A 26,648-nucleotide genomic window follows, 5' to 3' on the forward strand; every position below is an offset into this window, starting at 1 on the left:
GGCTTTTTTGAAGATTTTCCGGCCCGGATGTGCGAAAATCGCGAAACGGCACGCAAACAGGGCGGCGGCAAGATGTCGTTTTCTCAATCCAGGATCTGCAAGGGCTGCTGGCAGCAGATGCGCCTTCCGGTGCCTCTGCGCGGACCGGCGTCCATTCCTTTCCGCGCCTTCGGCATCCGCCCGAGCCGGATGAATCCGAACACCTGCACGATTTGCGAACTCATGTTCACACGCGTGATGAAAGCCCGCAAGATCACTGTTGATGTATCCGTGCTCTTTGCGGATCTGAGAGGCTATACGACGCTTTCGCAGTCGCTTTCGGCAGATACTGTTTCGTCGCTGCTGGATGATTTCTACGATGAATGTGCGACAGCCATTTGGGAATACGACGGCCTTCTCAACAAGACGGTCGGGGACGCCATTATGGCAATATTCAACTTTCCGATCCACCACCAGGACCATGCTGAACGTGCTGTGCTGGCTGCGCGGGAGATTCAGCGCCGCTGCCAGTTGCGTCGTGAACGTCACATGGCTGAGGGTGCTGGGCTGGACGGAAGTGAACTCGGCATTGGTATCGGCATCGACACCGGCGAGGCCAGCTTCGGAGAGTTCGGCCGATCGCATCGCGACCTGACTGCGATTGGAACGGTTGTAAATACTGCCGCTCGCGCGCAGTCAGTTGCTGACGCAGGGCGGATTCTCGTCACCAAGGCTGTTTGCGAGCGGGCGCAGGGCCAAACGGCCGACAGCAAAGGTCGGGCATACCGCCTGAAGGGCTTTGAGAAGCCGATTGAGCTTTACTCGATCTGAGCACCATTGAATGCCGGGTCGCTTGAATACCGCACATTTAGGGCCGGACCGGGCTTTCGTTTACTCAGGCGGCTTTCCGTTTCCAACGCAGCTTTTGGGCTGCAGATAGCAGAATTTCCCTTGGCGAGACTCCGCGGGACGCAGCCCCATTCTCAGCGGGCTCGCTCAGTCCTTCGATCGGCGGCAGCGGCTCACATTCCTCGCAGATACAGCGAAACGGCGTGATTGCAACCGCCGTCATGGCGCGCGCAGTGCCCAGCTTGCGCAGGGGTCGGGGAGATTCCGCCATTTCTCGGGCGTGAAGCGTTCCGATTTTATCTGACAGGCGTCGAGTTCACTTCGGATCCAGTCCTCGTTCATCGGATCGGCGCCGATGAAGACGATCTCCTGCCGACGGTCGCCCCAGACAGGATCGAGATAAGGGGCGATCGCCTTTCGGAAGCCCGGTTCGCGCGGCCATGCAGGAAAGACGACGCTGCTCAACCATGTACTCGGCAACCGCGAAGGCCTGTGCGTTGCCGTAATTGTAAATGACATGAGCGAGGTGAATATCGATGCGGCGCCCCGAGGAAGCCGGACAACACGGTGACGGGAAGTCTCTTATCCATGGTCTTTTCCATATTAATGTTATATCATTACGTTTTTGCGCAAAGAAAGCGAGCATAAGCGCTCGCCTTTCCGGCTCTCGCCTTTCCGGCTCAGCTTTCGCGCGAAAGGCAATCCTTGATGCTGTTGGCGATGCCGCGCATTAGGGTGAAATAGAGATCAGGGCCTGCTTCCAGCGTTGCCGCCTCCGGGTCGAGTACGCCGGCCTTCGCATCGGTGCCTTCGATGACGACATTGACCAGGCGCGGCTCGAACTGCGGTTCGGCGAAGACGCAGGTGGCGCCGAGGTCGGCAACCTTCTTGGTGATCTCCGAAACGCGCTCGGCGCCGGGCAAGTTTTCCGGGCTCACCGTGATGGAGCCAGCGACGCGGACGGCATAGCGGTGCTCGAAATACTGGTAGGCGTCATGGAAGACAATGAAAGGCTTGTCTTTTACCGCGGCGACGATGCCGGTGATTTCCTTGTCGAGCGCATCGATCTTTTCGTCGAGCGCCTTGGCATTGGCCTGGTAGGTCAGCGCGTTGGCGGGATCGGCGGCCACCAGCGTCGTGGTGATTTCCGCAGCCATGGCCTTGGCATTCATCGGGTCGAGCCACAGATGCGTGTCGAATGCGCCGTGATCGTGATCGCCTTCCGCATGCGCGTCATGATCCTGCCCGGCCACTTCGTGCTCATGTCCGGCTTTCGCCTCTTCGCCGTCATCGTGCGGTTCGAAGGCGCCGCCTTCGCGAAACTTCAGCTTCACGACGCCCGGCGCATCCTCCAGCTCGGCAATGCTGGCGCCGGAGCCTAGCGATTCCAGCGGCTTTTCGAGGAATGCCTCGAGGCCGGGACCTACCCAGAAAATCATCTTGGCGCTCTGTAGCGCGCTCGCATCCGACGGCTTGAGATTGTAGGTATGCGGGGAGGCAGCGCCATCGATGATCAGTTCCGGCGTGCCGACGCCCTGCATGATCGCCGAAACCAGCGAATGGACCGGCTTAATCGAAGCAACGACTGCCGGTGCATCCGCCGCCTTGGATGCCCCGGCAAGCAGGATCGCCGGGATCGCGAGGGAAAGGCTCATAGCCAGATTCATGTTCACGCTCCGCTTGAATAGCAATTGTAATGTTATTACATCAATTGCGTAATGCTATAACGTGTGCGATAGCATGACGCAACAGCACTGTCGGAAAAATGATGTTATCTCCCGCAAACCCTGCCTCGAAGCCGCTGGTTTCCCTCCACAATGTGGGTGTCCGGCGGGATGGCCGCTGGCTCGTCAGGGGCGTGGATTTTTCGATTTCACGCGGCGAGATCGTAACCCTGATCGGTCCGAACGGCTCCGGAAAATCGACAAGCGCCAAGGCAGCGATCGGCGTTTTGAAGCCCGATGAGGGCAGGGTGGAGCGAGCAAGCGGCCTCAAGGTCGGCTACGTGCCACAGAAGCTTGCGATCGACTGGACGCTTCCGCTCACCGTCCGGCGCCTCATGACGCTCACCGGCCGGCTTCCCGAACGCGAGATGATGGCCGCGCTCGAGGCCGCTGGCATGGCTCATATGCTGAATGCCGAGGTGCAGCACCTTTCCGGCGGCGAGTTCCAGCGGGCGCTGATGGCGCGTGCGATTGCCCGCAAGCCCGATCTCCTCGTGCTGGATGAACCGGTGCAGGGCGTCGATTTCTCCGGCGAGATCGCGCTTTACGATCTCATCAAGCAGATCCGTAATTCCACCGGCTGCGGCATCCTCTTGATCTCGCATGATCTCCATGTCGTCATGGCGGAGACCGATACGGTGATCTGCCTCAACGGCCATGTCTGCTGCCGTGGCACGCCGGAGACGGTCAGCCAGAGCCCGGAATATGTGCGTCTCTTCGGCAGCCGCGCGGCAAAGACGCTCGCCGTCTACAGCCACCACCACGACCACACGCATCTGCCGGACGGCCGCGTGCTGCATTCGGATGGTTCGGTGACGGATCATTGCCATCCGGGCGACGGTCATCACCACGATCACGACCACTCAGATCATGAGCACCACCATCATGCGGGAGAGCGCCATGCTTGACGACTTCTTCGTCCGCGCGATCCTTGCCGGTGTCGGTCTGGCGCTTACCACCGGGCCGCTCGGCTGTTTCATCATCTGGCGGCGCATGGCCTATTTCGGCGATACGATTGCCCATTCCGCGCTGCTCGGCGTCGCGCTGTCGCTGCTCTTTGAATTCAATCTGACGCTTGCCGTCTTCGCCGTTGCGGCGACGGTTTCGATCCTGCTGCTCTTCCTGCAAAAGCGGCAGGCGCTGTCGGCCGATGCGCTGCTCGGCATCTTGTCGCACGCGACGCTGGCGATCGGGCTCGTCATGGTCGCCTTCATGAGCTGGGTACGCATCGACCTCATCGCCTTCCTTTTCGGCGATATCCTCGCCGTCTCGAAAACCGACATCGCGTTGATCTGGGGTGGCGGCCTCTTTGTCGTCGCTGCGATCGCCTGGCTCTGGCGTCCACTGTTGGCATCGACCGTGAACCCCGAGCTTGCCGAGGCCGAGGGGCTGCAGCCAGAGCGGGCGCGACTCTTTTTCATGCTTCTGATGGCGGTCGTCATCGCCATCGCCATGAAGATCGTCGGCATCATGCTGATCACGTCGCTGCTGATCATCCCGGCGGCCGCGGCCCGCCGCTTCTCGTCGACACCGGAGGTCATGGCCGCACTCGCATCGCTGATCGGTGCTGCCGCCGTCGTCGGCGGCCTGTTCGGATCGCTCACTTACGACACGCCGTCAGGCCCGTCGATCGTGGTTGCCGCACTCATTCTCTTCATCCTCAGCCTGCTGCCGAGGCTTGGACGCAAGGAACCGCAAGGACAAGGCTCATGAACGCACCGCAACTGACCAAGAACCAGGCGCTGGTCTTCGACGTGCTGGAAAAGGCCGACGGCCCGCTCAGCGCCTATACGATCCTCGACAAGCTGCGCGACCACGGGTTCCGCGCGCCGCTTCAGGTCTACCGGGCGTTGGAGAAGCTGCTCGAATATGGCGTCGTGCATCGGCTGGAGAGTATCAATTCCTTCGTCGTCTGCGCCCATCCGAACGAGAATTGCCACAGCCACGGGACCGTTGCCTTCGCGATTTGCGAAAGCTGCGGTCATGTCATGGAATTCCACGATCACGAGGTCGATCATCGACTGATGGACTGGACGCGCGGCAAGAAATTCAAGGCGGAGAAGACGACGATCGAAATCCGCGGTCTTTGCGAGACCTGCGCCGCGTAGCGCGATTGCGGGAGGCTAGTCGATACGCTTCATGTCGCGGGCGAAACGCTGCCAGTTGGCGACATATTTTTCCGCCGAGCGCCTAAGCCCCTCGATCGCCTCTTCATCGAGCGTCCGTATGGCGCGGGCAGGCGAACCGACGATCAGTGAAGCGTCGGGAAATTCCTTGCCTTCCGTCACCAGGGCATTGGCTCCGACAAGGCAGTTGTTGCCGATCTTTGCGCCGTTCAAGACGGTTGCGCCCATGCCGATCAGCGAGTTGTAGCCGATCGTGCAGCCGTGGATAATCGCGTGATGGCCGATGGTGCAACCTTCGCCGATCGTCACCGGAAAGCCCGGATCGGTGTGCAGCATCGCGCCTTCCTGGATATTGGTGTTGTTGCCGACGGTGACCGGCTCGTTGTCGCCGCGAAGCACGGCGCCGAACCAGATGCCGACGCCTTCGCCAAGCTCCGTCTGCCCGATGACACGCGCGTCCGGCGCAATCCAGTAGAGCCCGCTCGGCGGCAGTTTCGGCGACAATCCCCCAAGCGCGTAAACGGGCATGGCAATCTCCTCAGGCGACGGTTATGGAAAGCGTCGCGATACCGTCGATGCCGCATTCGACGCGATCGCCTATTTTGACGGCGCCGACACCGGCCGGCGTGCCGGTCATGATGACATCGCCCGGCGCCAGGACGAAGAGCTTGGAGAGCTCAGCGATGATTTCCGGTATCTTCCAGATCATCTGCTTCAGATCGCCGTCCTGAACGCGCTTGCCGTTATGATCGAGCCAGATGCGGCCCGCGTCCGGATGGCCGAGGCGGCTTGCGGGCACGATTGCCGAAACCGGTGCCGAATATTCGAACGCTTTCGCAACTTCCCATGGACGGCCGAGCTTCTTTGCCTCGGCCTGCAGATCGCGGCGGGTGAAATCGATACCGACGGCGTAGCCGTAGATGCAGTCAAGCGCGTTGCCGAGGGGAATGTTTCCGCCCCCGGATTTCAGCGCAATCACGCATTCTGCCTCGTAATGCACGTCAGTCGAAAGGGACGGATAGGGAAACGGCTTGCCGGGAGGCAGTAGGTTGTCGGCGTTCTTCTGGAAGAAGAATGGCGGCTCGCGGCTCGGGTCGTGCCCCATCTCGATCGCGTGATCCGCATAGTTGCGCCCGACGCAATAGACGCGGCGCACCGGAAAGACGTCGCTGGTGCCTTCGATGGCAAGCAGAACCGGCTGCGGAAGTGGGATGACGGTGGCGGGGCTTGTTGCGGACATTGAGATGCTCTTGCTGTTATCGAGTCCGGCGATCTTAAACGGAAAATCGCGAGCGGGGAAAGCACAACGGGACGATTATCCTTCCGTGCCCGAGACGTCGCTGCGAACGATCGCATAATAGGCAGCAAGTTCGGGGATCATCTGCGGCAGCGTCTCGAATACGGTATCGTCGGGCGAAAGCTTGCCGGCATATTTCATTTCCACGAAGGCCTGGTGCGCTGCCAGCGCCGCAGCATCCGCGTGATGCAGCACCGTGAAAACCGGGGTGGGGAGCGTCTTGCCTTTAACGAGGACACGGTCGAGCTCGGCGACTGTATAGGTGCCCGCCACAAGCTTCGCAGTCTGCTCGCCGAGAAGCAGAGCGACGCCATAATTCTTCGAGGCTCCCTCCAGGCGCGAGGCGAGATTGACCGCGTCCCCAAGACAGGAATAATCGAAACGCCTGTTCGAGCCCATGTTGCCCACAACGCACTCGCCGGTATTGATGCCGACGCCCATTTTCAGCGCATGCAGCGGCGTTCCGTTTATTCTGGCCTCTATCTCGAGCTGCCTGTTCAGGCTCGCGATCGCTTCCTGCATCGCGAGCGAGGCGGCAACGGCATGCAGTGCATGATCCGCATCGTCGAGCGGCGCGTTCCAGAACGCCATGATGCAGTCGCCCATATACTTGTCGATCGTCCCGGCGTGATCCATGACCACATCGGAAAGCGGCGTCAGCAGGCGGTTAATGAGGCCGGTGAGCTGCTCCGGATCGTCCTTCAGAGTTTCGGCAATCGTCGTGAAGCCCCGCACGTCCGAAAACAGGACCGAGAGCGTCCGCCGCTCGCCGCCGAGCTTCAGCTGTGATGGATCCTCGGAAAGCCGTTTGACGAGATCGGGCGATATATATTGCGAGAAGGCGAGGGTGATCTGCTTCTTCTTTCGCCGCTCTTCGGCAAAATCGAATGCCGCCTGGCCGAAGGCGACGGACACATAAGCCACGACCGGCCCCAGCGGCGAGACGAACAGGTTGCCGAGGCGGATGCCGGCATAGCTCAGCGCCGCCGCCACGCCGATGAAGATAACCGTGGCGACGAATGTCCGCCAGCCCGTGGATTTCCAGACGGTCGCAGCAGCGAGAATGGCGGCAAACAGGATGGCGAGGGCAACCACTGGAAGGCGCGCCAGCTCGATTGAATAGCGGTGCACAATATTGTCGTAGATCGTCGCCTGGATTTCGACGCCGGCGACCAGTCTGCCCGTATGGACCGTGTAAGGCGTCGCAAAGGCATCGGCACCGCCTTTGTCGATTTCCGGCGCATTCTGCAGGCTGAGGCCGACGAACACCACGCGGTCCTTGAAGAAATCCTTCGGCAGAAAGTTCTCTGGGTCCAGCGCCTGATAATAGGAAACCGTCGGATAACTGCGTGATGGTCCGAAGGACTGAATGAGCGCGTGGGCGGGAAGGCGGCCCGGTGCCTTCCCGGCTGCCTGCGCAAGGGTGATGGCAAAGCCGTCCTGATAGGACGGGATGTTGCGGAAGACGCCGTCGCCGCCGAGATCGATCGAGGCGATGCCGGTTCTCGCGCCGGCTTCTGTCAGTTGCGGCATCGGCGTGGCGCGAATCAACTGGTCGGCCTGCGGCGTCTGGATCAGCGTCTCGTCGCCGGCAAGCACAATGTCCGGCCCGACGGCCGCCGTTATTGCCGCATCGTCCTCTCGCGAAGACTGTTCGGCCATGATGATATCGAGACCGATCGCCTTTGCGCCCGCTGCGCGCAGCTGCCGGATCAGCCGGGCATGCAGGCTGCGCGGCCAGGGCCATTGCTCATTCATCTCCGCCAGCGACGGCTCGTCGATCGCCACGATCACCGGCGCATCGGCAGGCGGCAGTGGGTCATCGACGGTCGAAAGATAGTCGAAGCTCCGCAGTTCCAGCAGCGACCAGGCGGGCAGACGCGAGAGCAGCGAAATGGTAATCAGCGTCAAAAGCACTAGTACCGCCAGCCGCACCGGCCGGCTGCTGAACGGCCAGCCTGGCTTGCGCATTTTTTGCCCGGTATCCGCGACCGCGATCATCAGAAGCGGATTTCAAGCGTGCCTTTGAACACGCGGCCCCAGCCGTTGAACCCTGAGGCGACCTCAAAATCCTCATCAAGCAGATTGTAAGCTGCGGCTTCGAGTGCGAACCGTTTATCAAGTGGCTCCCAGACAAGGTTCGCATCGAGCGTCCAGTGATCGTCGAGGATCTCATCGGATTGATCGCTGTGCCGTTCACCGACATAGTTGGCGGCAAGCGTAGCTTTCACATTGGCTTCGTTCACCCACGTGAGGGCAATTTGTCCGGAGTGCTTTGGTAGGAATGGCAATTCTTGGCCATAACCGTCGCTTGACGGGTCGTTATCTTCGGAATCGCTGAGGGCGTATGTCGCAGCCAAGCCAAACCCATATCCCAAAGCAATGTTTGCTGTAAACGAAGCACGATCTGCGCGCGCTTTGCGGGTGTCGAAGCTCTCCAGCGCGATGATGTTGTCGATTGAGAGATCGCGAAATTCCTGATGCTGGAAGTCAACAGCCGTAAACAACCAGTCATTCCATTCAGCATCCCACCGAACAGTGAACGTATCCGCATACCCTGAAAGATCGATACCGAATGTGTTAGGCTGCAGGCCAACGATGCCGACCGGGGCAAGGGTTGGCGTGGTGCCATTCGTGGCTTGTCGCAAATAACCGGCTCGCAGCCAATGGCCTTCCGCCGGCGACCACGCGACTCCTATACGGGGCTCGAGACGTTGAATGTCTACGTCGTCGCCTTGGTAAGAGGTACCGAAAAGCCCGTACTCCGCCTTCAAATCGGGCGTTATCTCATGAAGGAGATCGATGTACACCTTGCCATAGCGTGTACCGGTATGTTCCTCGACCTCACCGAGAGGAACACCAACCAAGGAAACGCCCGTGGTCGTTTCTGTGTCGATCCATCCTCCTTCGACACCATAGCGCCAGGTCAGGTCATCCATTCCGTAGGTGTGATTTATCGCGCCAACGTAATTTTCCTGCTTAGTGTGTATCAGGCTTGAGAAGAGACCGGGAATTAGTGGCGGAACGAGAATGTTTTGATCCATCGAAGTATCAATCGATGAATAGAAGAAAGCTGAATTTAATACGTTTCGATATCCGAACGTGTGGCTCAAGCCGACTCCGGCAATGGTAAATTCGTTATCAAGCCCATAGTAGAGGCCCGGCACCAGCGGCAGAAATGCTCTGGATGGAATGTCGAGATCGTATTTTGAATCTGAATGATTGACGAAAGCGACGAAACGATCGTCCGGAGTGATCGAGGCCGTCACGTAGCCATTGCCGGCGACGAGCTTGGTGTCGGTGTTTAAATCAAGTGTGCCGTTATTGTATTCGCGGGTCGTGTCCGAGGTCTTTTCCCATTGAAAATTTGCGAAAAAGCTAATGGGCCGGGGTTCGTTGGAAAAGCCCTGAATTTCAGCCTCACCCAACGATCCCGCATTTTCTTGCGTCAGCGTTGTTCCGGCGCCAATCGAGCCTTCCAGGAAGGGCATGCGCGCAAGATTTGCCGACCGCGAACGACCTGAAAGCATATGTGGATCAAACAATAATCCTTGAATAAAGGACGAATAGGATGACGCGTTTGCGGTGTTGGTGACCACGTTCCCGCCATAAAGGAATGAATTGGCGAGCGGGTTCACGCTTCCACGAAAAGTCTGGTCGAAATAGCTACTGCCCGAAAACGGATCGAAAACCGCATCCCCGTAATATTGGCCCCAGGCGTCCAAACCTTGGAGGCGGAAAGCTGCATTAAGAGTCGAGCCGCCGTTTTGATTGGCTCCAAGCGAGGCGTAATACCCGCCCCGCGCGCGCGATCGCTTGAGGTATTCACGGGCACTCTTCATCGCGCCATCAGAATCATACTCGTCAATTGCGACGGCTGCGCGGAATGCTGCGACAGAAGGATCGTTCTTGTCGAGCCGATCGGCATTGTCGAGCGACTGGCTGGATGCTTCGCGGTTGCCATTCTCGTAGTGGCCGGCGGCGAGCATCAGCTGGGCCTGCGAATAGCCCGGGTTGGCAGTTGAGGAGGCGAGCAGGTCATCGACCGCCTTCTCCCTCTCGCCCATCTGCAGATAGTAGCGGCCGCGTGCCAATATGGCGATGTTGAAGGCCGGGTCGGCGGCGAGCGCCAAATCGATCTCGCGCTTGGCCTCTCTCATGCGCGACTGGTCGAGATAGAGGATCGCGAGATTTGCATGGCCAACCGGATCGTCTGGATCGAGCTCGATGGACTTCTTGAGCGCTGTTTCGGCTTCACGCGTCGCACCCCTGGCATCTTGGAGCAGGCCGAGGTCGTTCCAGGCCGTAGACGAGCCGGGCGCGACCTTGATCGCATTGTTCAGGTCCTCCAGCGCACCATCGAGATCGCCTTCATAGTCGGCGCGCATGCGCGCGCGGGCCTCGAGCGCATTGGGGTCGGCGGGATCAATCGATATCGATCGATCGATCGCCTCCTTCATCTGGATGCGGTCGTTGATCAGCATCGCGAGCTGCGCGCGTAAGGCGGGCAGGGTGGAATCGCTCGGATATCGCGCTTCCGCCTGCTTCATCGTCGCTATCGCGGCAGGGATATCCTCAAGGAACCCTGCCGTGTAGGCCTTCATCACGGCAGCATAGGGTCCTGTGATGTTTGCCGGCGGCTTTTCGACATGACCCGGATCGCGCAGCGAACGCGAATAGTAGCTGCCATAGGCCGCGATGCTCCGACGCTGCGGATCGAGCACCCGTTCGGCCCGCGAGAACAATTTTGCTGCCTCGTCGTATCGCTTCTCGGCGCCGGCAATCAGGGCGTCAATCAGGTCGGCCCGGGCCCGTTGGGCGGCAGTAAGCTTGAGCGTGCGCGCATTCGCCAGCGATTCCAGCGCCTTGTGCCGGCCGTCGAGCGACAGTTGCACCTCGGCTAGCGTCAGCCAGTCCTCCGCACTTCTTGCCTCAGGTGCCTTGCCTTCGATGCGGCCGCGTTCGTTGCGCATCTTTTGCACCGGAAGCGGCGAGGCGGGCATGAAGGTGAAGCCGCCGCGCAGCGTCAGGTAGAATAGCATCTGCTCGCGGTCGTCCGGCGTAACGATGACGAGCTTGCGCGGCGCCTGGCCGATGGTGGCAACGGCCGCTTCACCTTGCGCGACCTCGACGCTGCCGTGCTCGTTCTTCAGCTCGACGCTGCCTTCCAGCACGATCAGGGAGGTCTGGTCACCCTTGACCGTCAGCGTCCAGTCGGTGCCGCGGATGGCGGCTGCCGCGGCCGGTGTCTGAACGGTCAGGCGCGAGCCGCCGCGCTGGGCGCGGGCCCACATCGTGCCGGATTGGAGGTTGAGTATCGTATCGCCCGCCGGCGCCATCTGCTTGACCTGCAACGACGAATTCCGGCCGAGGCGTACCTGCGTGTGGTCCGCGAATAGGACCGCGAGCTGGCCGGTGGCATTGGTCCGAAGCACGTCGCCGCCCAGCAATTCCTGGTGCAGGTCGACATTCTGCCAATTCGACAGGTCGACGAAGCGGACTTCCTCGCCCACCTTGCGGTCGATGACGGAGCCTGCGGCCGGTGCCGCGCGCTGTACGGGTTCAGCGGCTGCCGGCCGCGCAAGACAGCACGCCGCCACGCTCAACGCCGTAACGGCGGACATGGAACTGATGAATCTACCCCTCATGTCTAAAGCGTGTGTCTATATGAAGTTGAAAAGTCAAGATGCGTTGCATCCGCGCTATTGCTTTGACTGTGAAGTGTAATATCACGGAAACACTTTTGGGCTGGAGTTGAGAACGTGACGGATTTTGAAAGTGCGGCTGAGCTTATGAGGAGTGGGCCTTCGACGGAGGATATTGGTGCGGAGTATTTTGATCACATAAAGAAAATCAACGATATCTTTTACGATCAGATCAAGATTTCTGACCAGAAAGCTGCGTATATCTTTACTTTTATGCTCGCCTTCTTGGTCAGCTCAAGCGATGTGCGCAGCGTATTTACATTGGAGCGCTACGTGAACGGTTATCAGCAAAGCATGCTTTTCTCCGGATTGCTTGCTGCGGCCTCGGTCTTTTCAATCATATCGGCCATCCTCGTAGTGCTGCCCCGCCACGTGAACAAGTCGACTTCCCTGTTCTGGGGCTCCTGGGGCAAGCATCGCCATCGCTTCTGGGATGCGGCGCAGCGCCGGGACGAGGTCTATCTTTTCAACGAGTACCTGAACAATGCCGATATCCTCTCGGCTATCGCGCGTGGAAAGTACCGCTGCGTGACCTTTGCCTTCCGCGGGCTGATGGTGACCGTCATCGCCTATGTGCTCCTACTGATTGCGGCTTAAGCGATGCAGCTGCGGCGCAAGCTGGCCTTGGACCTATTTCTTCGCTATAAGCCCTCGTCCCGCGTGAGCTAAGCTCACCATGCTCCGGTTCGGAGCAGCGGGACGGCAGCGAAACGAGATCGAGTTTATCATGACGCAAGGCGGCAAGATGTCTTTGGCGGACGGCAAGGGGCAGTATTCCAATGGCCCCGTGTTCGCCGTTGCGCCGATGATCGACTGGACCGATCGCCATTGCCGGTATTTCCACCGGCAGATCAGCCGGAATGCTTTGCTCTATACCGAAATGGTCGTCGCGGACGCGATCATTCACGGGCCGCGGGAGAGGCTGTTGTCGTTTGATAGCGACGAGCATCCGGTGGCGCTGCAGCTCGGCGGATCGGATCCGGTGAAACTTGCCGAGGCGCTGCGGATCGCCGGGCCCTACGGCTACGACGAGTTCAACCTCAATGTCGGCTGCCCTTCGGACCGGGTGCAGTCGGGAACCTTCGGGGCCTGCCTGATGCTGACACCGGAGGTGGTGGCGGATTGCGTTAAGGCCATGAAGGCAGTCTCCAACGTACCCGTCACGGTAAAGTGCCGGATCGGCGTGGACGAGCAGGAGCCGGAAGAGGCACTGCCGGAACTGTTGGCGCGGGTGGTGGACGCAGGCGCCGATGGCGTGTGGATCCATGCGCGCAAGGCCTGGCTCAAAGGGCTGAGCCCGAAGGAGAACCGCGAGATCCCGCCGCTCGACTACGGCATCGTCTACCGCATGAAGGAGCGGTGGCCGGAGGTCTTTATCGGTATCAACGGCGGCATCCAGACGCTGGACGAGGCAGCCGCGCATCTCGAGCATGTCGACGGCGTGATGCTGGGGCGGGCGGCCTATCAGAATGCGGGGATCCTGGCGGATCTCGATCACCGCTTCTTCGGCGCGCCGGCGGCCGAGCCGGACTGGGACGGGCTGCGCGACCGCATGATGGCCTATGCCGCGCGGCATATCGAAAGCGGCGGGCGGCTGCAGCATGTGGCGCGGCATATGGTCGGGCTCTTCACCGGGCTGCCAGGCGCCAGGCGTTACCGGCAGATTCTGTCGAGCGATGCGGCAAAGGCAGGCGCCGGGCCGGAGGTGATCGCAGCGGCGTTTGCGGCGGTGGATTTTTCCGGTGCCAAGGAGGCGCTGAGCGCCTGACACCCAAAGCAAAACGGCGCCTGGGAGGCGCCGTTCTCATTCCTGCCGTGGCAGAAACTAAAATCAGTTGGCCGAGATGTTGACGGCCTTCGGACCCTTGCCCATGCGGTCCGGCTCGGTGTCGAAGGTGACCTGCTGGCCTTCGCGCAGCGACTGGATGCCGGATGCCTGGAGAGCGGAGATGTGGACGAATACGTCCTTTGCACCGCCGTCAGGAGTGATGAAACCAAAACCCTTGTCCTGGTTGAAGAATTTTACGACGCCTTTGGTGGCCATGTGGGATAGTCCTTTTCCCTTAGTCTGTCTGGTATCCGCGCCCCCGAGAGGAAGCGGACGGCTTTAGCTTTCGTCCCGTTAGACCGGAACGAAGGGTCAGTCGGAGAAGTCACGTACGGGGAAAGAACGTCTACGCAGGCGGGGGTTACCCGCGCCGCCTTCCGTAATGGAAGGCTTTACCACATCTGTCCAGTCACCGGCATGCTAATGCCCGAGTGCTGCAATTGGTGACAGCATTTCGGGAAAAAAGCAAGCGGCAATATTGTGGCATGCGCTGATACGAGCCCGGAAACGCCAAAGATTCAAACACTTGACGAAATGTTACCTTTCACAGTGCAGCCTGTATCATTTGCGGATTCCGTACCGGAACGGGACCGCGCCGCCCGTTCTCTGCAGCGATTTACGTCGAGGCCGTGTCGGTAGAGTGATTGGCTCTCTTCAGTGTTGAATGAGCCTCCCCGCGCCATGGACATGGTGCTGCTGGATCCCCGTGACAAGCATATGGACGACGAATGGCCGCTGAAGTCGGTTCATCGAAGTGCTCGCGCCCAAGCGAATTCACATGCCGCTCCACAATTTCGTCCCGACTGGAACCGAATATGGCGGGCGCGGGTGCTTCGGGCTTGATGCCGGAGGGCCGAGGGGTTAGGTCACGGGAGTGGGGACAGGTGAATGCTAAAGGACAGGTGGGCGGTTTGATTGATCCCTATATTTTGCTCGGACTTGACCGCGACGCCGGCGAGCAGGCGATCCGCAGCGCCTGGCGCAAGGCCGCCAAGACCGCGCATCCCGACTCGGGCGGCGATGCGGAGCATTTCGGCCGCCTGCAGACCGCCTACGAACTCTTGAAGGACCCGGTGCGCCGCCGCGTCTACGACGACACCGGCTACGATCCGCAGCTTGCAGACCCCAAGGACCTCGAAGGCGTGTTGATGCTGGAAAAACTCGTCAACGACGTCATCCTCGACGAGCGCGAGCCCGGCAGCTTCGACGCGGTGGCGGCCATGCGCAGAAAACTCTCCGACGACATCGTCAAGAACCGCTTCCACATCCTGGAGCTGGAGCGCCACCGCAATCGGGTGCGCCAGCACATCGACCGCCTCGGCCGTCGCCCGGAAACCGACGTGCTCGGCTCCATGCTGCGGGCCCGCAGCCAGTCGATCACCGACGCCATCCGCAAGGCGGAAGGCCAGATCGAGGCGATCGAGCATGCCTATCAGATGCTCGAGGGGTACTCCTATGAGGTGGAAATGGTGGCGATGGTGGCCGTGACGGAGCGGCGGGGGGAGGCTGCGGAGTAGGGGGCGGTCCACGCCTCCCGGTCATCCTCGGGCTTGATCCAAGGATGCATGCTAACGTCGAATTCTGGATATCGGTCCGCGCCGGCGCATCGCAGGAATGAGGATACGGATCATGCGCGCATTATGGGCCATGGGGCCGAAGCTGCTTTCGCATGTCGTGATCGACAACGTGATTTCCGACGAGGTGCTGCACGTCGATCAGCGGTTTGACCGAAGGCTGCGCCGACGCCCCCTGGCTGCATCCCGGATCGAACCCAACCCGGGATGGGGAGGAAGTTCAGTGGCCCGGACGCCCGGTCTTGCCCTTCGTCCGGCCCTTGCGCTTCTGATCCACAGGGTCCTCGTAGGAGCCGGCGCCCGTCTTGCCGCGGACGAGGGGGCGAGGGTCCTCACTGGATCCTCGGGTCAAGCCCGAAGATGACGGAGAGGATGGCGCGTCGGCGCGTTCCGGCTGGCCTTCTTGCAGCGGTGAGAATGGCTTCGTGCTCTTCGCAGCGTCCGGCTTTACCGGCAGCTTGCCGGTGACCGGTTTTTCGGTGCGGCCGACGGTCATTTCGTCGAGGGTGTTTTTGCGGAAGAGCGGCTTCCTCGCGGGTTCGGCGACGTCGCGGCCCATTTCATCCAGATCGGGCTTGCGGAAGAGCGGTATTGCGGTGTCGGTGCCGGGTCCCATGTCGTCGAGGCTGGGTTTGGCGAAGGAGGAGGTTCCACGCCCGCCCTCTTGGTTCGAGACCGTCCTTTGAGCCTCCTCATCATGAGGGCTCCTGCTGGCGCCAGTTGCGGCAGTCGAAGACCGGAGCTTCGAAGCATCCTTGCGTCCGCCCTCCATCGCCCTCGACTCCTCGCGGGCCATCGGGTCGTCCATGACCGCCAGCTCGGCGGCCTTGAGGCGCTTGATTTCGTCGCGGAGGCGGGCGGCTTTTTCGAAATCGAGGTCGGCGGCAGCGTCGCGCATCTGTTTTTCCAGCGCGCTGAGATGAGCAGCCAAGTTGTTGCCGACGAGGTTGCCGCCGTCGGCAAAACCCTTGCCGGAGACGCCGGAGATGTCGGCGCGGACGTGGTCGCGTTCGTAGACCGAATCGAGGATATCGGAGATGCGGGCCTTCACCGATTCCGGGGTGATGCCGTGTTCCTCGTTGTAGGCCACCTGCTTTTCGCGGCGGCGGCTGGTTTCTTCCATGGCGCGCTTCATCGAGCCGGTGACGGTGTCGGCATAGAGGATGACCTTGCCGTCGACGTTGCGCGCGGCGCGGCCGATCGTCTGGATCAGCGAGGTTTCGGAGCGCAGAAAGCCCTCCTTGTCAGCGTCGAGAATGGCGACGAAGCCGCATTCGGGGATATCGAGGCCCTCGCGCAAAAGGTTGATGCCGACTAGCACGTCGAAGGCGCCGAGGCGCAGGTCGCGGATGATCTCGATGCGCTCAAGCGTGTCGATGTCGGAATGCATGTAGCGGACGCGCACGCCCTGCTCATGCAGGTATTCGGTGAGGTCCTCGGCCATGCGCTTGGTGAGCACGGTAACGAGGGTGCGGTAGCCCTTGGCGGCAGTCTCGCGGATTTCGCCGAGCACGTCGTCGACCTGGGAGCGGGCGGAGCGGACTTCCACCGGTGGGTCAATGAGGCCGGTCGGGCGGATGACCTGTTCGGCGAAGACACCGCCGGCCTGCTCCATCTCCCAGCCGCCCGGCGTGGCGGAGACGGCGACGGTGTCCGGGCGCATCGCATCCCATTCCTCGAAGCGCAGCGGGCGGTTGTCCATGCAGGACGGCAGGCGGAAGCCGTATTCGGCGAGCGTCGCCTTGCGGCGGAAGTCGCCGCGGTACATGCCGCCGATCTGCGGCACGGTGACGTGGCTCTCGTCGATGAAGAGCAGGGCGTTGTCGGGAATGTATTCGAAGAGGGTAGGCGGCGGCTCGCCGGGGGCGCGGCCGGTCAGATAGCGCGAATAGTTCTCGATGCCGGCGCAGGAGCCGGTGGCCTCCAGCATCTCGATGTCGTAGCGGGTGCGTTGCTCCAGCCGCTGGGCCTCCAGCAGGCGGCCGGCCTTTTCCAACTCGGCAAGGCGGAGCCTCAGCTCCTCCTTGATCGCCTTGATGGCGCCGTTGAGGGTGGGGCGTGGTGTGACATAGTGCGAATTGGCGTAGATCTTGACCGATTTCAGGTCGCCGGTCTTCTGGCCAGTCAGCGGGTCGAACTCGGTGATGGCGTCGATCTCGTCGCCGAACATGCTTATGCGCCAGGCGGCATCTTCGAGGTGCGCCGGGAAGAGCTCGATCGTGTCGCCGCGGACGCGGAACGAGCCGCGCTGGAAATCCATGTCGCGGCGCTTGTATTGCTGGGCGACGAGATCGGCGAGCAGCTGGCGCTGGTCGAGGCGGTCGCCGACCGACATCTGAAAGGTCATGGCGGTGTAGGTCTCGACCGAGCCGATACCGTAGATGCAGGAGACGGAGGCGACGATGATGCAGTCGTCGCGTTCCAGCAGCGAGCGCGTCGCCGAGTGGCGCATGCGGTCGATCTGTTCGTTGATCGAGGATTCCTTCTCGATATAGGTGTCGGAGCGCGGGACGTAGGCCTCCGGCTGGTAGTAGTCGTAATAGGAGACGAAATATTCGACGGCGTTGTCCGGGAAGAAGTTCTTGAACTCGGAATAGAGCTGGGCGGCGAGCGTCTTGTTCGGGGCCAGGATGACGGCGGGGCGCTGTGTCGCCTCGATTACCTTGGCCATGGTGAAGGTCTTGCCCGAGCCGGTGACGCCGAGCAACACCTGCGAGCGATCGCCGTTTACAAGACCCTCGACGAGGTCCTTGATGGCAGTCGGCTGGTCGCCGGCGGGCTGGTAGTCCGAAGCCATGCGGATGGTGATTCCGCCTTCGGATTTCTCCGGCCGGGCCGGGCGGTGCGGCGTCCAGATCTTGCCATTCTTGTGCAGCGGATTGCCGGACTCGATGAGCGCCGAAAGCGCCTCGACAGTGGCCGTGACGGCGGTGCCGGCCGAAAGCTGCGAGGCCTCCTCCAGCGTCGTATCCATGCCGGAGACCGGATTGAGGCCGGCGGCAGCGCGAGTCTTCGGATCGGTCGAGCCGCCCATCGAGGTGCCGCGCGCCGATTTCGAGGCGGCGATCTCCACCTTCTTGCGGTGCTTGCCGGCCTTGGAGGCTATCTCGCGCTGCGTCTCGACGCTCGACGCCTCCGCATCGGCCTCGAGCTGCTTCACCCAGTCGGCGACGGAGCCCTCCAATGGAGCGCCTTCAAAGGACGACTGCGGGGCTTCCTCGAAGCCGTTCGGGGCGGGGGATTTCTTCGTCGATTTGGCCATGCGCGGAATATGGAGAGAGTCAGCGCTAAAGGGAAGAGGCAAAGAGTACAAAAGGGAAACGAATGAATCGTTCGGATTTGGTGAATAGTGCCGATCAAGTTTTTCCGGCCCAATTTTTTCCCGCTGTTGTCGGTGCGCACGGCTGCCCCACGTCCTTGACATGTAACGGGCCACGGGGCTCCACGAAGGAGTGCAGATATGAGAAAGATCATCACGGGTGCATTTGTCAGTCTCGACGGCGTCATGCAGGCCCCGGGCGGCCCGGACGAAGATCCCGTCGGGGGCTTCAAGTATGGCGGCTGGGTTGCTCCTTACTTCGACGAGGCGATGGGAAAGGCCGTTGGCGAGATGTTCGACCGGCCGTTCGACCTTCTGCTCGGCCGCAAGACCTACGAAATTTTCGCCGCGCACTGGCCCTATGTCGCTGCCGACGACCCGATCGGCCCGCTGTTCGACCGCATCACCAAATATGTCGCGACCCGCAATCCGGACTTCAAGCTCAGCTGGCAGAACAGCCAGGTGCTCGGGGCCGACGTGGTCGGCGCACTCAGGACGCTTAAAGGCGGGGAGGGCCGGATCTGCTGACTCAGGGCTCGACCGACTTACTGCAAACCCTGTTCAGAAACGACCTGGTCGATGAAATCAATGTTTTCATCTTTCCGGTTGTGCTCGGGAAGGGCAAGAAATTGTTCGGCGACGGTGCCTTTCCGGGCGCGCTGAAACTCGTCGGATCGAAGGTCTCCGGATCCGGTGTCACGATCAACAAATACATCCGCGACGGCGACGTCGTCACCGGCTCATTCGAATTCGAAAAGCCGACCGCGGCGGAGCTTGAGCGGCGCAGGAACCTGAGCTGAGGTGAACGGGCGCGGCCGACCAGGCCGGTGCTTTGTGGCGGTCAAACTGTCGCAGGCGCGGAACAAGGGCAGGAGTGCTGCCGTTGTCCGGCGTTGCCGTCCGGCAACCCCGGTTTCGGGCCAAACTCTCTTCGACGGCATCCGGATATTGCCCGCCTCGCCGCCGCTTTCGGACGGAGGAAGCATAATGTCCGCATTGGAAAGCCTGCGCGCGCTCAGCCAGCAGCAACGCAACACCGTCATTGCCAGCTATCTCGGCTGGACGCTCGATGCCTTCGATTTCTTCATTCTCGTTTTCGTTCTCAAGCATATTGCCGAGGAGTTCCACACCGACGTCCCGGCTGTTTCGGTGGCGATCTTCCTGACGCTTGCGATGCGGGCGGTGGGCGCGCTGATTTTCGGGCTTGCAGCCGACAGGTTCGGGCGGCGCGTGACGCTGATGGCCGACGTGCTACTCTATTCGCTGTTCGAATTCCTGACCGGATTCTCGACGGGCCTGACCATGTTCCTCGTGCTGCGCGCATTCTACGGCATCGCTATGGGCGGGGAATGGGGCGTCGGCGCCTCGCTGGTCATGGAGACCGTGCCTGAGAAGAGCCGGGGCATCGTTTCCGGCATCCTTCAGGCGGGCTATCCCTCCGGCTATCTCGTCGCCTCGATCGTCTTCTTCCTGCTCTTTCCGGTGATCGGTTGGCGCGGCATGTTCTTCGTCGGCGCGCTGCCGGCGCTCCTCGTGCTCTATATCCGCCGCAATGTCGCCGAAAGCCCGGTCTTCTTGAAGCGGCAGGCGCAGGGAAGGCGGCCGTTCCTCACCATCCTTAGGGAAAACATTCCGCTGCTCGTCTGGTCGGTGCTGCTGATGACCGCATTCAACTTTTTGAGCCACGGCACGCAGGACATCTATCCGACCTTCCTGGAAACGCAGCGCAACTACGATAGCTACACGACGGGCGCAATCGCCATCGTCTACAATATCGGCGCGATCTGTGGCGGGCTGTTCTTCGGCCAGCTATCCCAGCGGATCGGACGGAAGCGTGCGATCGTCATCGCCGCGCTGCTTGCCGTGCCCGTTGCGCCGATCTGGGTCCATGCGCCGGGGCCGGTGCTGCTCGCCGTCGGCGCGTTCGTGATGCAGTTCTTCGTGCAGGGCGCCTGGGGCATCGTGCCGGTGCATCTCAACGAGCTGTCGCCCGATGAGGTGCGCGGCACCTTCCCGGGCTTCGCCTACCAGCTCGGCAATCTGCTTGCCTCCGGCAACGCCACGATGCAGGCGGGGCTCGCGGAGCGCTGGAACGGCGACTATGCAACGGCGCTGCTGATCGTCGCCAGCGCGGTGGCGGTAGCCGTGGCACTTCTTTCCGGCTTCGGCTACGAGAAGAAGGACGTGCGTTTCGGCACGGAGGGGGCCGAAACGCCGCAGGGCGTTTTGCACAGCTGAAGGGCGAGGGACCGGCGCGACCTGCGCCGGGTTCCTCATCGTCTTGCCGTAGGCCTTTCTTAACCACCCGACGCTAATGTATTTCCCGCGGAGGTCAGGTATTGCGTCCCGCCGCGAGGGTTTGATGGTTCCACCGACAATTTCGCTTTTCTGCTGCCGGTCATGATGCTGACGTTCGGCTGCACCTTCCTGATCGTCGCCGGGTTCGGATCGTTGCGGATCGGGATCCGCTGACCGGCCTCTTGAACCGCCGCGGCTTCGAGCGTGTGGTGGCAGGGTTGAAGGACGCCTCAGGTACCGTCATGACACGATGACCCCGAGCATCAGATAGGCGACGAATTCAGCAGTTTTCCTGCCGTTCGCAACCGCTGGCCGCGGCCAACGTTCGAAAATCTGGGCATTGTCTTTCCCTCCAAGCGGACATATGAATCTGTATCTCACGGCGATTTGAAATAAATCGACCGCAACCTTTTGGTGCATTGTGATGTTGTTGAGTGGCCTGCGACGGGGCGGGTTTTTGCGCCACAGGAAACAGCAGTATTTGACCCGGGCGAACTTGCTCGCCAGTTATCAGACCTATGCAATCAACCGCATGCATTCAGTTTCTGGCTTCAGTCGAATCCGCTTGGACTGTGAGGATTGTGCGATGACGTTCGAGTGGCGGAAAATGACGGACGCACGAGGAGGGACAATCCATGCTTTACGCCATCCTGGCCTATCACGACGAGAAAGTGGTCGAATCCTGGACCAAAGAGGAGGATAGGGCACTGATGAGCGAACTGCTCCAGGTCAATGATCGCCTCGTCGAGGAGAAGCATTTGGGACCGGCCGCGCGGCTTGGCCCGACGGGGCGCGCCGTGACCTTGCGGGGGATGGGTGCCGGCATGATCACCGACGGCCCCTTTGCTGAAACCAAGGAGCAATTGCTCGGCTTCTACGTCGTGGATTATCCAACGCTTGAGGCAGCCGTTGCAGCAGCGCGCGACCTGCGCCGCGCCAATCCCTCCGCAGTCTATGAAATCCGGCCGATCTCGCTTTATCTTCCTGGTGCGCCACTGGCATCGAGGGATGAAGGTTAGGGCGCGAGCTGTCGGCGGTGGCATCGCACCGCTATACTGGTGTTTTCGATGGGGAAGGGCTGCGGCACGTCGCCATGGCCCCTTGAAGCCTGACTATTTGGAGATACAAGCTGGCGCCAGTTCTCTCCCATCGGATTCGCCCATGTATTTTTCGCTCAGCCCCGCCGCCATCTGGCCGGTCGTCATGCTTTTCGCCTCCAATATCTTCATGACCTTTGCCTGGTACGGGCACCTGAAGCACAAGGGCAGTGCGATCGCCCTTGCCATCGTCGCGAGTTGGGGAATTGCCTTCTTTGAATACTGCCTCGCGGTGCCGGCGAACCGTATCGGATCGGCGGTCTATACGACGGCGCAGTTGAAGACGATGCAGGAGGTGATCACGCTGATGGTCTTCGCCGGTTTTTCGGTTTTCTGGCTCGGCGAGAACCTGACCTGGAATCACGCTATCGGCTTTGCCCTGATCGCCATCGGAGCCTCCTTCATCTTCCGCGCATGAACGCAACCTTTCCAGTGGGCTCGCGGCTCACTTCGTCTCCGATCAACCGCGGAGGAGATGGTGACGGCGATGGCGCATGTTTGGAAAAGGACGGACGGCGACCTGACGGCCGTTTATGGCGCGATGCTCGACCATCCCGCAGCGTGGCGCGACGAGGGCGCGAAGGCGCGCCAGCCGTTCGACTATATAGTGGCGGGCTTGAGGGCACTGAACGCCGGCAGCGGCAACGGTATTGCGGGCGACCTCATGAAGGGAAATCAGGAAGACGACGACGAAGTTGTGGCGCCGCCGAAGGACATGGCGGGACAGGACAATGGGCGGCGATGCGGACGCAATGGCCCGATCCTGCCAACGACGGCAAGTCCAAGCGGCGCAAGGCTTTCCAGACGGCGCGGTTGCTGGGGCAGGGTGCGCTTCGTCGTATGGGGCAATCAATGGGGGACGCATTCTCGGTAAATGGCCCGGCATTGGCGACGGCCAACTGCTCGACGACCGCGATCTGATGCCGACGGCCGACGTGCGCGAGATTGCTGCCGCGATGCTCTACCGGCAGTTCGACGTGAAGGCGGGGGACCTGACGGGCAAGATTTTCCCCGGCTTGAGCTTCGACAAGGGCTCGCAGTTTTTGAAGGCGTGATGAAGGCTGGGCGTTAGGTTGTTAGGTCCCTTGCTCCTACGTTGTTAATCGATGCCCACGGAGTTACGCTTGCCTGATCACTGCCGGTGGTGGTGCTTGCGACACGACCTCCTTCCCAAGGCAGGCTCGACCAGGTCCTTCCGGAAACCCCGGCCAGGCGGACTTCAATTTCTATTCTGGGGCATCGCCGCGTTACTCGAGGTCGTGCGCCCTTTGGGTGGGGAGCGCCGGTTCTCCAAAAGGCGCAAAAGCAAGTTCCGTTTTCTCTTGCGCTGGACAAGATCAATATCACTGACGAGCTTTGCGCCGCCCTCGCGCCGCTCCAATGTGATCTTGCGGCTATGGAAGGCCTCCAGCTCAGCTCGATGCGCTACGCTTATGATGGTGACCTTCGGCAATTCATGGATCAACATCTCCATCATCTTGTCCTGACTCTTTTCATCGAGTGCTGACGTTGCTTCATCCAGCACGATGATATCGGGAGTGTGTAGCAGGAGACGCGCAAACGCGAGCCGCTGCTTTTCGCCACCCGACAACGTCTGGTCCCATGGCGCGTCGTCCTCCACCTTGTCGTTCAGATAGTCGAGTCCCACCTTTTTGAGGGCCGCCTCAATCTTATCCAGCGTCCAGCTATCGGCGGCGCGGGGATAGGCGACTGCACGGCGAAGCGTGCCGGAAGGGATATAAGGCCGTTGCGGTAACATGAAGAGTCGTCTGTCGGGGTGGAAATTGACGCTGCCGTCACCCCACGGCCAAAGACCTGCGATGGCCCGCACCAGCGTGCTCTTGCCTGAACCGGATTCTCCGGCTACGAGCACCCGCTCGCCTGGTTCGATCACGACCTGGGTTTCTTTGACAACGGCGGTACCGTCGTCAAGCGACACGGAGAGATCGTTTAGGCTGAGCATCGTATCGCCTTCAGTTTCACCGCGCTTTATGCGTCCCAAGGCGTTGCTCTGTTCCGCGCGCTCGAGCCCGTCGAGCGACATCATCAGCGAAGCGATGCGGCGTGCACAGGCGTTCCAATCGGCGAGGCGGGGATAGTTGTCGACCAGCCATCCGAACGCGCTTTGGACGATGGCGAAGGCTGAGGCCGCCTGCATCACCTGTCCAAGGGTCATGCTGCCTTCGAGAAACTTTGGAGCGCAAAGCAAAACCGGCACGACTGGCGCAAACAAGCTCGACCCCTGCGACACAAGCGCTGTGCGCATGTGTTGGCGCGCAAGGAGCGCCCATTGCCTGAGCACCTTGGCGAACGTCTTCTCGACGTCGTTACGCTCCTCCTCTTCACCGCCGAGCAATGCGATGCTCTCGCCGTTTTCCCGCACATGCGTCAGCGTGTAGCGAAATTCGGCTTCCGCTTGATTTTTGACCTCAGAGACGTGGACGAAATGGCGGCCGATGACCGCCATTGAGCTCGACGTGATCGTGGCGTAAAGGACCGCGGTAATGACGAGGAAGCCAGGAACAGTGACGGTCGAACCTGCGATTGTCAGGCTGAGGGCTCCGCCGATCGTCCAAAGCACCACAATGAAGGTCGAGGCCGACAGAAATGCGGAAATGACACCCGCGATAAAATCGACGGGCGATTCGGTGGCAATCCGCAAATCTTCCGCGACGCGCGCTTCGGGGTTTTTGTGGTCGCCGCCAATGAGGTTCAACTGATAGTAACGGCCGTTTGCGAGCCAGCGCGCTATGACGGCGGTAGTGAGCCAGCAACGCCAGCGGCGCTGAATCGCCATACGAAGAGAGACTTGTACAACGACAAGGACGATCGTTCCGAGCACCAGTGGCAGGAATACGCCGCTCAGAAAATATACGGTGCGGGCATCGTGCTGCTCTATGGCGTCAAAAATTGCGCGATTCCAGACATTGATTCCGTACTGGAAGCCGACATTGATGCCGATCAGGGTCAATAGCCCGATTGAGAACGGCCAAGCGAGCCTGTCGCCGGTGCGGCCCCAGTAACCGCGCGCGCTGATCCAGAAACGCGTCAGCAAATACCTCTTGCGCGCCTGCTCGGCCTCCTCAGGCGTCAACTCGGTATCGGGTTCGATTCCATTTGGGGGCGGCGCGACCTCGACAGTCGATGCCTTCTCTTGGCGCGACTTCTCGGCACCGTGCGAGTTGGTGCCGTCGACCGATTTCGGATTGAATTTTGCGTCGGTCATAAGCACGACAACGGCTTAAAAATCAAAAGGTTTCATGATGCCAGTGTCGAACATGGCATCGGAGGGCTTGTCGAAAAAAATGAGGCAGTCGCCGCTTCGACCTTCCAAGGCTCCGGGACACCAAGCAACATTGCCCAATTTCCAAGTCGGCATGCGTGTCTGCCGAGAATAGGGAAGGTGCGGGCACATCACTGATCTGGGGGCACCTTCACTACGCCTGGCAAGACAACTGCAAGAACTTGAGCCCTTTCTTCGGCGGCCATCCGGAGGCGTCCGGTATAGCTCCTCCCGTAGTTGTTACGTCCTCAATGAATGTAAGGTGGCTTCCCGCGACATCCTGCCCTCACTCTCGCAACACGTGCCATCGGTCTTTGCCTCTTTGCGAACGAAACCGGCAGGAAGGCCTGTCCCCGCTCCTTGGAAATGACTCGCGTTCTCCCCGGCTTGAGCGTTAACTGTTGTTCTGACGGAGGAGGTAAACCATGGCCATGTATCTCACGCGCTTCAGCTACACGCCCGAGACATGGGCGCGCATGATCGAGAACCCCGAAGATCGCCGGGAGGCGGCACGTACGTACATTGAATCCGTGGGCGGAAAGCTCCATGGGTTCTGGTACGCCTTTGGCGAGCATGATGGTTGGAATCTATGGGAGGCGCCTGATAACGTATCGATGGCGGCTGTCGCGCTTGCTATCGGCGCAGGTGGTGCGCTCAGCGCTATTGAGACCACTGTCCTTCTCAGCGTCGAGGATACGATCGAAGCCTTGGAAAGGGCGAAGTCGATTCGCTATCGTCCACCGGCAGCGTAGGCGGCGGCCCAATGCTTCCCATCCATGTTGATGACGAGTGCTTCGGACTGCTCCGGCCCGATAGCGAAAGGTCGGCCTTGGGGAATGCGCCAGTTGCAGTCATCGCTACTTGATTATCGCAACCCGAACAGCTGCTGTTCACAAGCCGAAGCGAGTGCATGGATATTCGCGCTTGCACATTGCTATCAGCGAAGGCAACGCCTCGGGCCGATGCAGAGCTAAGCATGCCTCACCCAAGCACATCATAGAGCCGGAAGATCCAGCTGATCTGATAGAGCAGGCCGAGGCTGACGAAGGCGATATGGAAGCGGCGGTTCCGCGTCCAAGCCGCGACGACGCAGAGGACGATATAGGCGAGGTTGCGGATGAGATATTCCCGGCCGAGCGCATGGAGATAGGTCTGGCCCTTGAGCCAGGTATCGCCGAGGTCCACGGCATAGGTCAGCGCCAGCATGCCGAAGAACCATATGCGCCGGGAGATGAAATAGTCCTCGTAGTCGCCATACTCCTCGATCGATGTCGGGAAGAGCAGGACGCTAATGAAATAGAACAGGCAGCAGAAGCTGATGAGGAAGAGGTAAACGCCGAAGGTGATGACGACGAGCGAGCCGAGGCGATACTCCCACCACCAGAAATGGATGATGAAGAGGAACATCGACGCGACCCAGCCGAGGTGGACGTGGTAGACGCGGTGTTTCTTAGGCGACTGGACGATGCCGGCGAGACCCGTGAGCAGGCGGGTGAGGCTGAGGCCGATGACCATTGCCATTATGGCGCGGATATAAACGAAGACCTCCGGTGTCGCCGCCGCCTGCAT

General features: G+C 60.7%; 20 protein-coding genes and 5 pseudogenes. 15 read left to right on the forward strand and 10 right to left on the reverse strand.

The genetic code is table 11. The features are described 5' to 3' along the window. Positions 1–72: 72 nt before the first annotated feature. Positions 73–810 (forward strand): adenylate/guanylate cyclase domain-containing protein, encoded by a 738-nt coding sequence (locus BLP23_RS13855; RefSeq protein ID WP_167363884.1) that lies wholly within the window; start codon positions 73–75, stop codon positions 808–810. Positions 811–1,047: 237 nt separating this feature from the next. Here the strand turns inward: BLP23_RS13855 and BLP23_RS13860 are convergent. Then, positions 1,048–1,269 (reverse strand): annotated as a pseudogene (locus BLP23_RS13860) (GTP-binding protein); the annotation flags it as partial. Between BLP23_RS13860 and BLP23_RS33685 the strand changes: the two are divergent. Continuing rightward, a pseudogene (locus BLP23_RS33685) lies at positions 1,238–1,369 on the forward strand (GTP-binding protein); the annotation flags it as partial. The pseudogenes BLP23_RS13860 and BLP23_RS33685 overlap by 32 nt on opposite strands. A gap of 139 nt (positions 1,370–1,508) precedes the next feature. Here the strand turns inward: BLP23_RS33685 and BLP23_RS13865 are convergent. After that, complete coding sequence (locus BLP23_RS13865; RefSeq protein WP_092585390.1) at positions 1,509–2,495, reverse strand: zinc ABC transporter substrate-binding protein; 987 nt, start codon at positions 2,493–2,495, stop codon at positions 1,509–1,511. Positions 2,496–2,596: 101 nt separating this feature from the next. Here BLP23_RS13865 and BLP23_RS13870 point away from each other — a divergent pair, with 101 nt between their 5' ends. Genes BLP23_RS13870 through BLP23_RS13880 form a run of 3 tightly spaced genes read left to right on the forward strand, consistent with a single transcriptional unit; the run spans position 2,597 to position 4,660 of the window. After that, entirely contained in the window at positions 2,597–3,460 is an 864-nt protein-coding gene (locus BLP23_RS13870; RefSeq protein WP_092585391.1) for an ATP-binding cassette domain-containing protein, read from the forward strand. Next, positions 3,453–4,265, forward strand: coding sequence for a zinc ABC transporter permease subunit ZnuB (gene znuB, locus BLP23_RS13875; RefSeq protein ID WP_092585392.1), 813 nt, complete (start codon positions 3,453–3,455; stop codon positions 4,263–4,265). The genes BLP23_RS13870 and znuB overlap by 8 nt, the downstream gene beginning before the upstream one ends. After that, positions 4,262–4,660 (forward strand): Fur family transcriptional regulator, encoded by a 399-nt coding sequence (locus BLP23_RS13880; RefSeq protein ID WP_074068577.1) that lies wholly within the window; start codon positions 4,262–4,264, stop codon positions 4,658–4,660. The genes znuB and BLP23_RS13880 overlap by 4 nt, the downstream gene beginning before the upstream one ends. A 15-nt stretch (positions 4,661–4,675) precedes the next feature. Here BLP23_RS13880 and BLP23_RS13885 read toward each other — a convergent pair whose 3' ends face one another. From BLP23_RS13885 to BLP23_RS13900, 4 genes are all read right to left on the reverse strand, one after another. Then, entirely contained in the window at positions 4,676–5,206 is a 531-nt protein-coding gene (locus tag BLP23_RS13885; RefSeq protein WP_092585393.1) for a gamma carbonic anhydrase family protein, read from the reverse strand. Positions 5,207–5,216: 10 nt separating this feature from the next. Beyond that, complete coding sequence (locus tag BLP23_RS13890; RefSeq protein WP_092585394.1) at positions 5,217–5,918, reverse strand: fumarylacetoacetate hydrolase family protein; 702 nt, start codon at positions 5,916–5,918, stop codon at positions 5,217–5,219. Between the two features lie 75 nt (positions 5,919–5,993). Further along, complete coding sequence (locus BLP23_RS13895; protein ID WP_092585585.1) at positions 5,994–7,946, reverse strand: adenylate/guanylate cyclase domain-containing protein; 1,953 nt, start codon at positions 7,944–7,946, stop codon at positions 5,994–5,996. A 29-nt stretch (positions 7,947–7,975) separates the two neighbouring features. After that, positions 7,976–11,623, reverse strand: coding sequence for a FecR domain-containing protein (locus BLP23_RS13900; protein WP_092585395.1), 3,648 nt, complete (start codon positions 11,621–11,623; stop codon positions 7,976–7,978). Positions 11,624–11,737: 114 nt separating this feature from the next. Between BLP23_RS13900 and BLP23_RS13905 the strand changes: the two genes are divergently transcribed. Beyond that, positions 11,738–12,277, forward strand: coding sequence for a Pycsar system effector family protein (locus BLP23_RS13905; protein ID WP_074068568.1), 540 nt, complete (start codon positions 11,738–11,740; stop codon positions 12,275–12,277). Between the two features lie 148 nt (positions 12,278–12,425). Beyond that, positions 12,426–13,448: a tRNA dihydrouridine(20/20a) synthase DusA gene (gene dusA, locus BLP23_RS13910; RefSeq protein ID WP_092585586.1), complete on the forward strand. Its 1,023-nt coding sequence runs from the start codon at positions 12,426–12,428 to the stop codon at positions 13,446–13,448. Positions 13,449–13,511: 63 nt separating this feature from the next. Here the strand turns inward: dusA and BLP23_RS13915 are convergent, their stop codons facing one another. Continuing rightward, positions 13,512–13,724 carry a cold-shock protein gene (locus BLP23_RS13915; RefSeq protein ID WP_018900054.1) on the reverse strand — a complete coding sequence of 71 codons (213 nt, stop codon included), beginning with the start codon at positions 13,722–13,724 and terminating at the stop codon, positions 13,512–13,514. 695 nt (positions 13,725–14,419) lie between these two features. On the opposite strand from BLP23_RS13915, the gene BLP23_RS13920 reads away from it, so the two are divergent. Then, positions 14,420–15,025 (forward strand): J domain-containing protein, encoded by a 606-nt coding sequence (locus tag BLP23_RS13920; RefSeq protein WP_167363885.1) that lies wholly within the window; start codon positions 14,420–14,422, stop codon positions 15,023–15,025. 277 nt (positions 15,026–15,302) lie between these two features. Here BLP23_RS13920 and uvrB read toward each other — a convergent pair whose 3' ends face one another. Continuing rightward, positions 15,303–18,344, reverse strand: coding sequence for an excinuclease ABC subunit UvrB (gene uvrB / locus BLP23_RS13930; RefSeq protein ID WP_092585396.1), 3,042 nt, complete (start codon positions 18,342–18,344; stop codon positions 15,303–15,305). A gap of 198 nt (positions 18,345–18,542) precedes the next feature. On the opposite strand from uvrB, the pseudogene BLP23_RS13935 reads away from it, so the two are divergent. The 6 genes and pseudogenes from BLP23_RS13935 to BLP23_RS13965 form a co-directional block, all read left to right on the forward strand. Continuing rightward, a pseudogene (locus tag BLP23_RS13935) lies at positions 18,543–19,201 on the forward strand (dihydrofolate reductase family protein). 187 nt (positions 19,202–19,388) lie between these two features. Beyond that, positions 19,389–20,639, forward strand: a complete 1,251-nt coding sequence (locus tag BLP23_RS13940; protein WP_092585397.1) for an MFS transporter — start codon at positions 19,389–19,391, stop codon at positions 20,637–20,639. A gap of 695 nt (positions 20,640–21,334) precedes the next feature. After that, positions 21,335–21,718, forward strand: coding sequence for a YciI family protein (locus tag BLP23_RS13950; protein WP_092585399.1), 384 nt, complete (start codon positions 21,335–21,337; stop codon positions 21,716–21,718). Between the two features lie 142 nt (positions 21,719–21,860). Then, positions 21,861–22,214 (forward strand): DMT family protein, encoded by a 354-nt coding sequence (locus BLP23_RS13955; RefSeq protein WP_092585400.1) that lies wholly within the window; start codon positions 21,861–21,863, stop codon positions 22,212–22,214. After that, positions 22,195–22,645 (forward strand): annotated as a pseudogene (locus tag BLP23_RS13960) (DUF1800 family protein); the annotation flags it as partial. The gene BLP23_RS13955 and the pseudogene BLP23_RS13960, both read left to right, overlap by 20 nt. Then, a pseudogene (locus BLP23_RS13965) lies at positions 22,621–22,851 on the forward strand (DUF1501 domain-containing protein); the annotation flags it as partial. The pseudogenes BLP23_RS13960 and BLP23_RS13965, both read left to right, overlap by 25 nt. 164 nt (positions 22,852–23,015) lie before the next feature. Here the strand turns inward: BLP23_RS13965 and BLP23_RS13970 are convergent. Continuing rightward, a complete protein-coding gene (locus tag BLP23_RS13970; RefSeq protein ID WP_092585401.1) occupies positions 23,016–25,022 on the reverse strand; it encodes an ABC transporter ATP-binding protein/permease in 2,007 nt (668 codons plus the stop codon). 482 nt (positions 25,023–25,504) lie between these two features. Here BLP23_RS13970 and BLP23_RS13975 point away from each other — a divergent pair, with 482 nt between their 5' ends. Next, on the forward strand, positions 25,505–25,831 hold the full coding sequence (locus BLP23_RS13975) for a GYD domain-containing protein (protein WP_167363886.1): 327 nt from the start codon (positions 25,505–25,507) through the stop codon (positions 25,829–25,831). Positions 25,832–26,060: 229 nt separating this feature from the next. On the opposite strand, the gene BLP23_RS13980 is transcribed toward BLP23_RS13975, so the two are convergent. Continuing rightward, positions 26,061–26,648 (reverse strand): hypothetical protein, encoded by a 588-nt coding sequence (locus tag BLP23_RS13980; RefSeq protein WP_092585402.1) that lies wholly within the window; start codon positions 26,646–26,648, stop codon positions 26,061–26,063.

Source organism: Rhizobium mongolense subsp. loessense, from assembly GCF_900099775.1.
Taxonomy (GTDB): domain Bacteria; phylum Pseudomonadota; class Alphaproteobacteria; order Rhizobiales; family Rhizobiaceae; genus Rhizobium; species Rhizobium loessense.

Excerpts from the sequence above, each read along its gene's own strand:
- BLP23_RS13855 (WP_167363884.1), top strand. The coding sequence starts at position 73 with ATGTCGTTTTCTCAATCCAGGATCTGCAAGGGCTGCTGGCAGCAGATG.
- BLP23_RS13865 (WP_092585390.1), bottom strand. The coding sequence starts at position 2,495 with ATGAATCTGGCTATGAGCCTTTCCCTCGCGATCCCGGCGATCCTGCTT.
- BLP23_RS13870 (WP_092585391.1), top strand. The coding sequence starts at position 2,597 with ATGTTATCTCCCGCAAACCCTGCCTCGAAGCCGCTGGTTTCCCTCCAC.
- znuB (WP_092585392.1), top strand. The coding sequence starts at position 3,453 with ATGCTTGACGACTTCTTCGTCCGCGCGATCCTTGCCGGTGTCGGTCTG.
- BLP23_RS13880 (WP_074068577.1), top strand. The coding sequence starts at position 4,262 with ATGAACGCACCGCAACTGACCAAGAACCAGGCGCTGGTCTTCGACGTG.
- BLP23_RS13885 (WP_092585393.1), bottom strand. The coding sequence starts at position 5,206 with ATGCCCGTTTACGCGCTTGGGGGATTGTCGCCGAAACTGCCGCCGAGC.
- BLP23_RS13890 (WP_092585394.1), bottom strand. The coding sequence starts at position 5,918 with ATGTCCGCAACAAGCCCCGCCACCGTCATCCCACTTCCGCAGCCGGTT.
- BLP23_RS13895 (WP_092585585.1), bottom strand. The coding sequence starts at position 7,946 with ATGCGCAAGCCAGGCTGGCCGTTCAGCAGCCGGCCGGTGCGGCTGGCG.
- BLP23_RS13900 (WP_092585395.1), bottom strand. The coding sequence starts at position 11,623 with ATGAGGGGTAGATTCATCAGTTCCATGTCCGCCGTTACGGCGTTGAGC.
- dusA (WP_092585586.1), top strand. The coding sequence starts at position 12,426 with ATGTCTTTGGCGGACGGCAAGGGGCAGTATTCCAATGGCCCCGTGTTC.
- BLP23_RS13915 (WP_018900054.1), bottom strand. The coding sequence starts at position 13,724 with ATGGCCACCAAAGGCGTCGTAAAATTCTTCAACCAGGACAAGGGTTTT.
- uvrB (WP_092585396.1), bottom strand. The coding sequence starts at position 18,344 with ATGGCCAAATCGACGAAGAAATCCCCCGCCCCGAACGGCTTCGAGGAA.
- BLP23_RS13940 (WP_092585397.1), top strand. The coding sequence starts at position 19,389 with ATGTCCGCATTGGAAAGCCTGCGCGCGCTCAGCCAGCAGCAACGCAAC.
- BLP23_RS13950 (WP_092585399.1), top strand. The coding sequence starts at position 21,335 with ATGCTTTACGCCATCCTGGCCTATCACGACGAGAAAGTGGTCGAATCC.
- BLP23_RS13955 (WP_092585400.1), top strand. The coding sequence starts at position 21,861 with ATGTATTTTTCGCTCAGCCCCGCCGCCATCTGGCCGGTCGTCATGCTT.
- BLP23_RS13970 (WP_092585401.1), bottom strand. The coding sequence starts at position 25,022 with ATGACCGACGCAAAATTCAATCCGAAATCGGTCGACGGCACCAACTCG.
- BLP23_RS13975 (WP_167363886.1), top strand. The coding sequence starts at position 25,505 with ATGGCCATGTATCTCACGCGCTTCAGCTACACGCCCGAGACATGGGCG.
- BLP23_RS13980 (WP_092585402.1), bottom strand. The coding sequence starts at position 26,648 with ATGCAGGCGGCGGCGACACCGGAGGTCTTCGTTTATATCCGCGCCATA.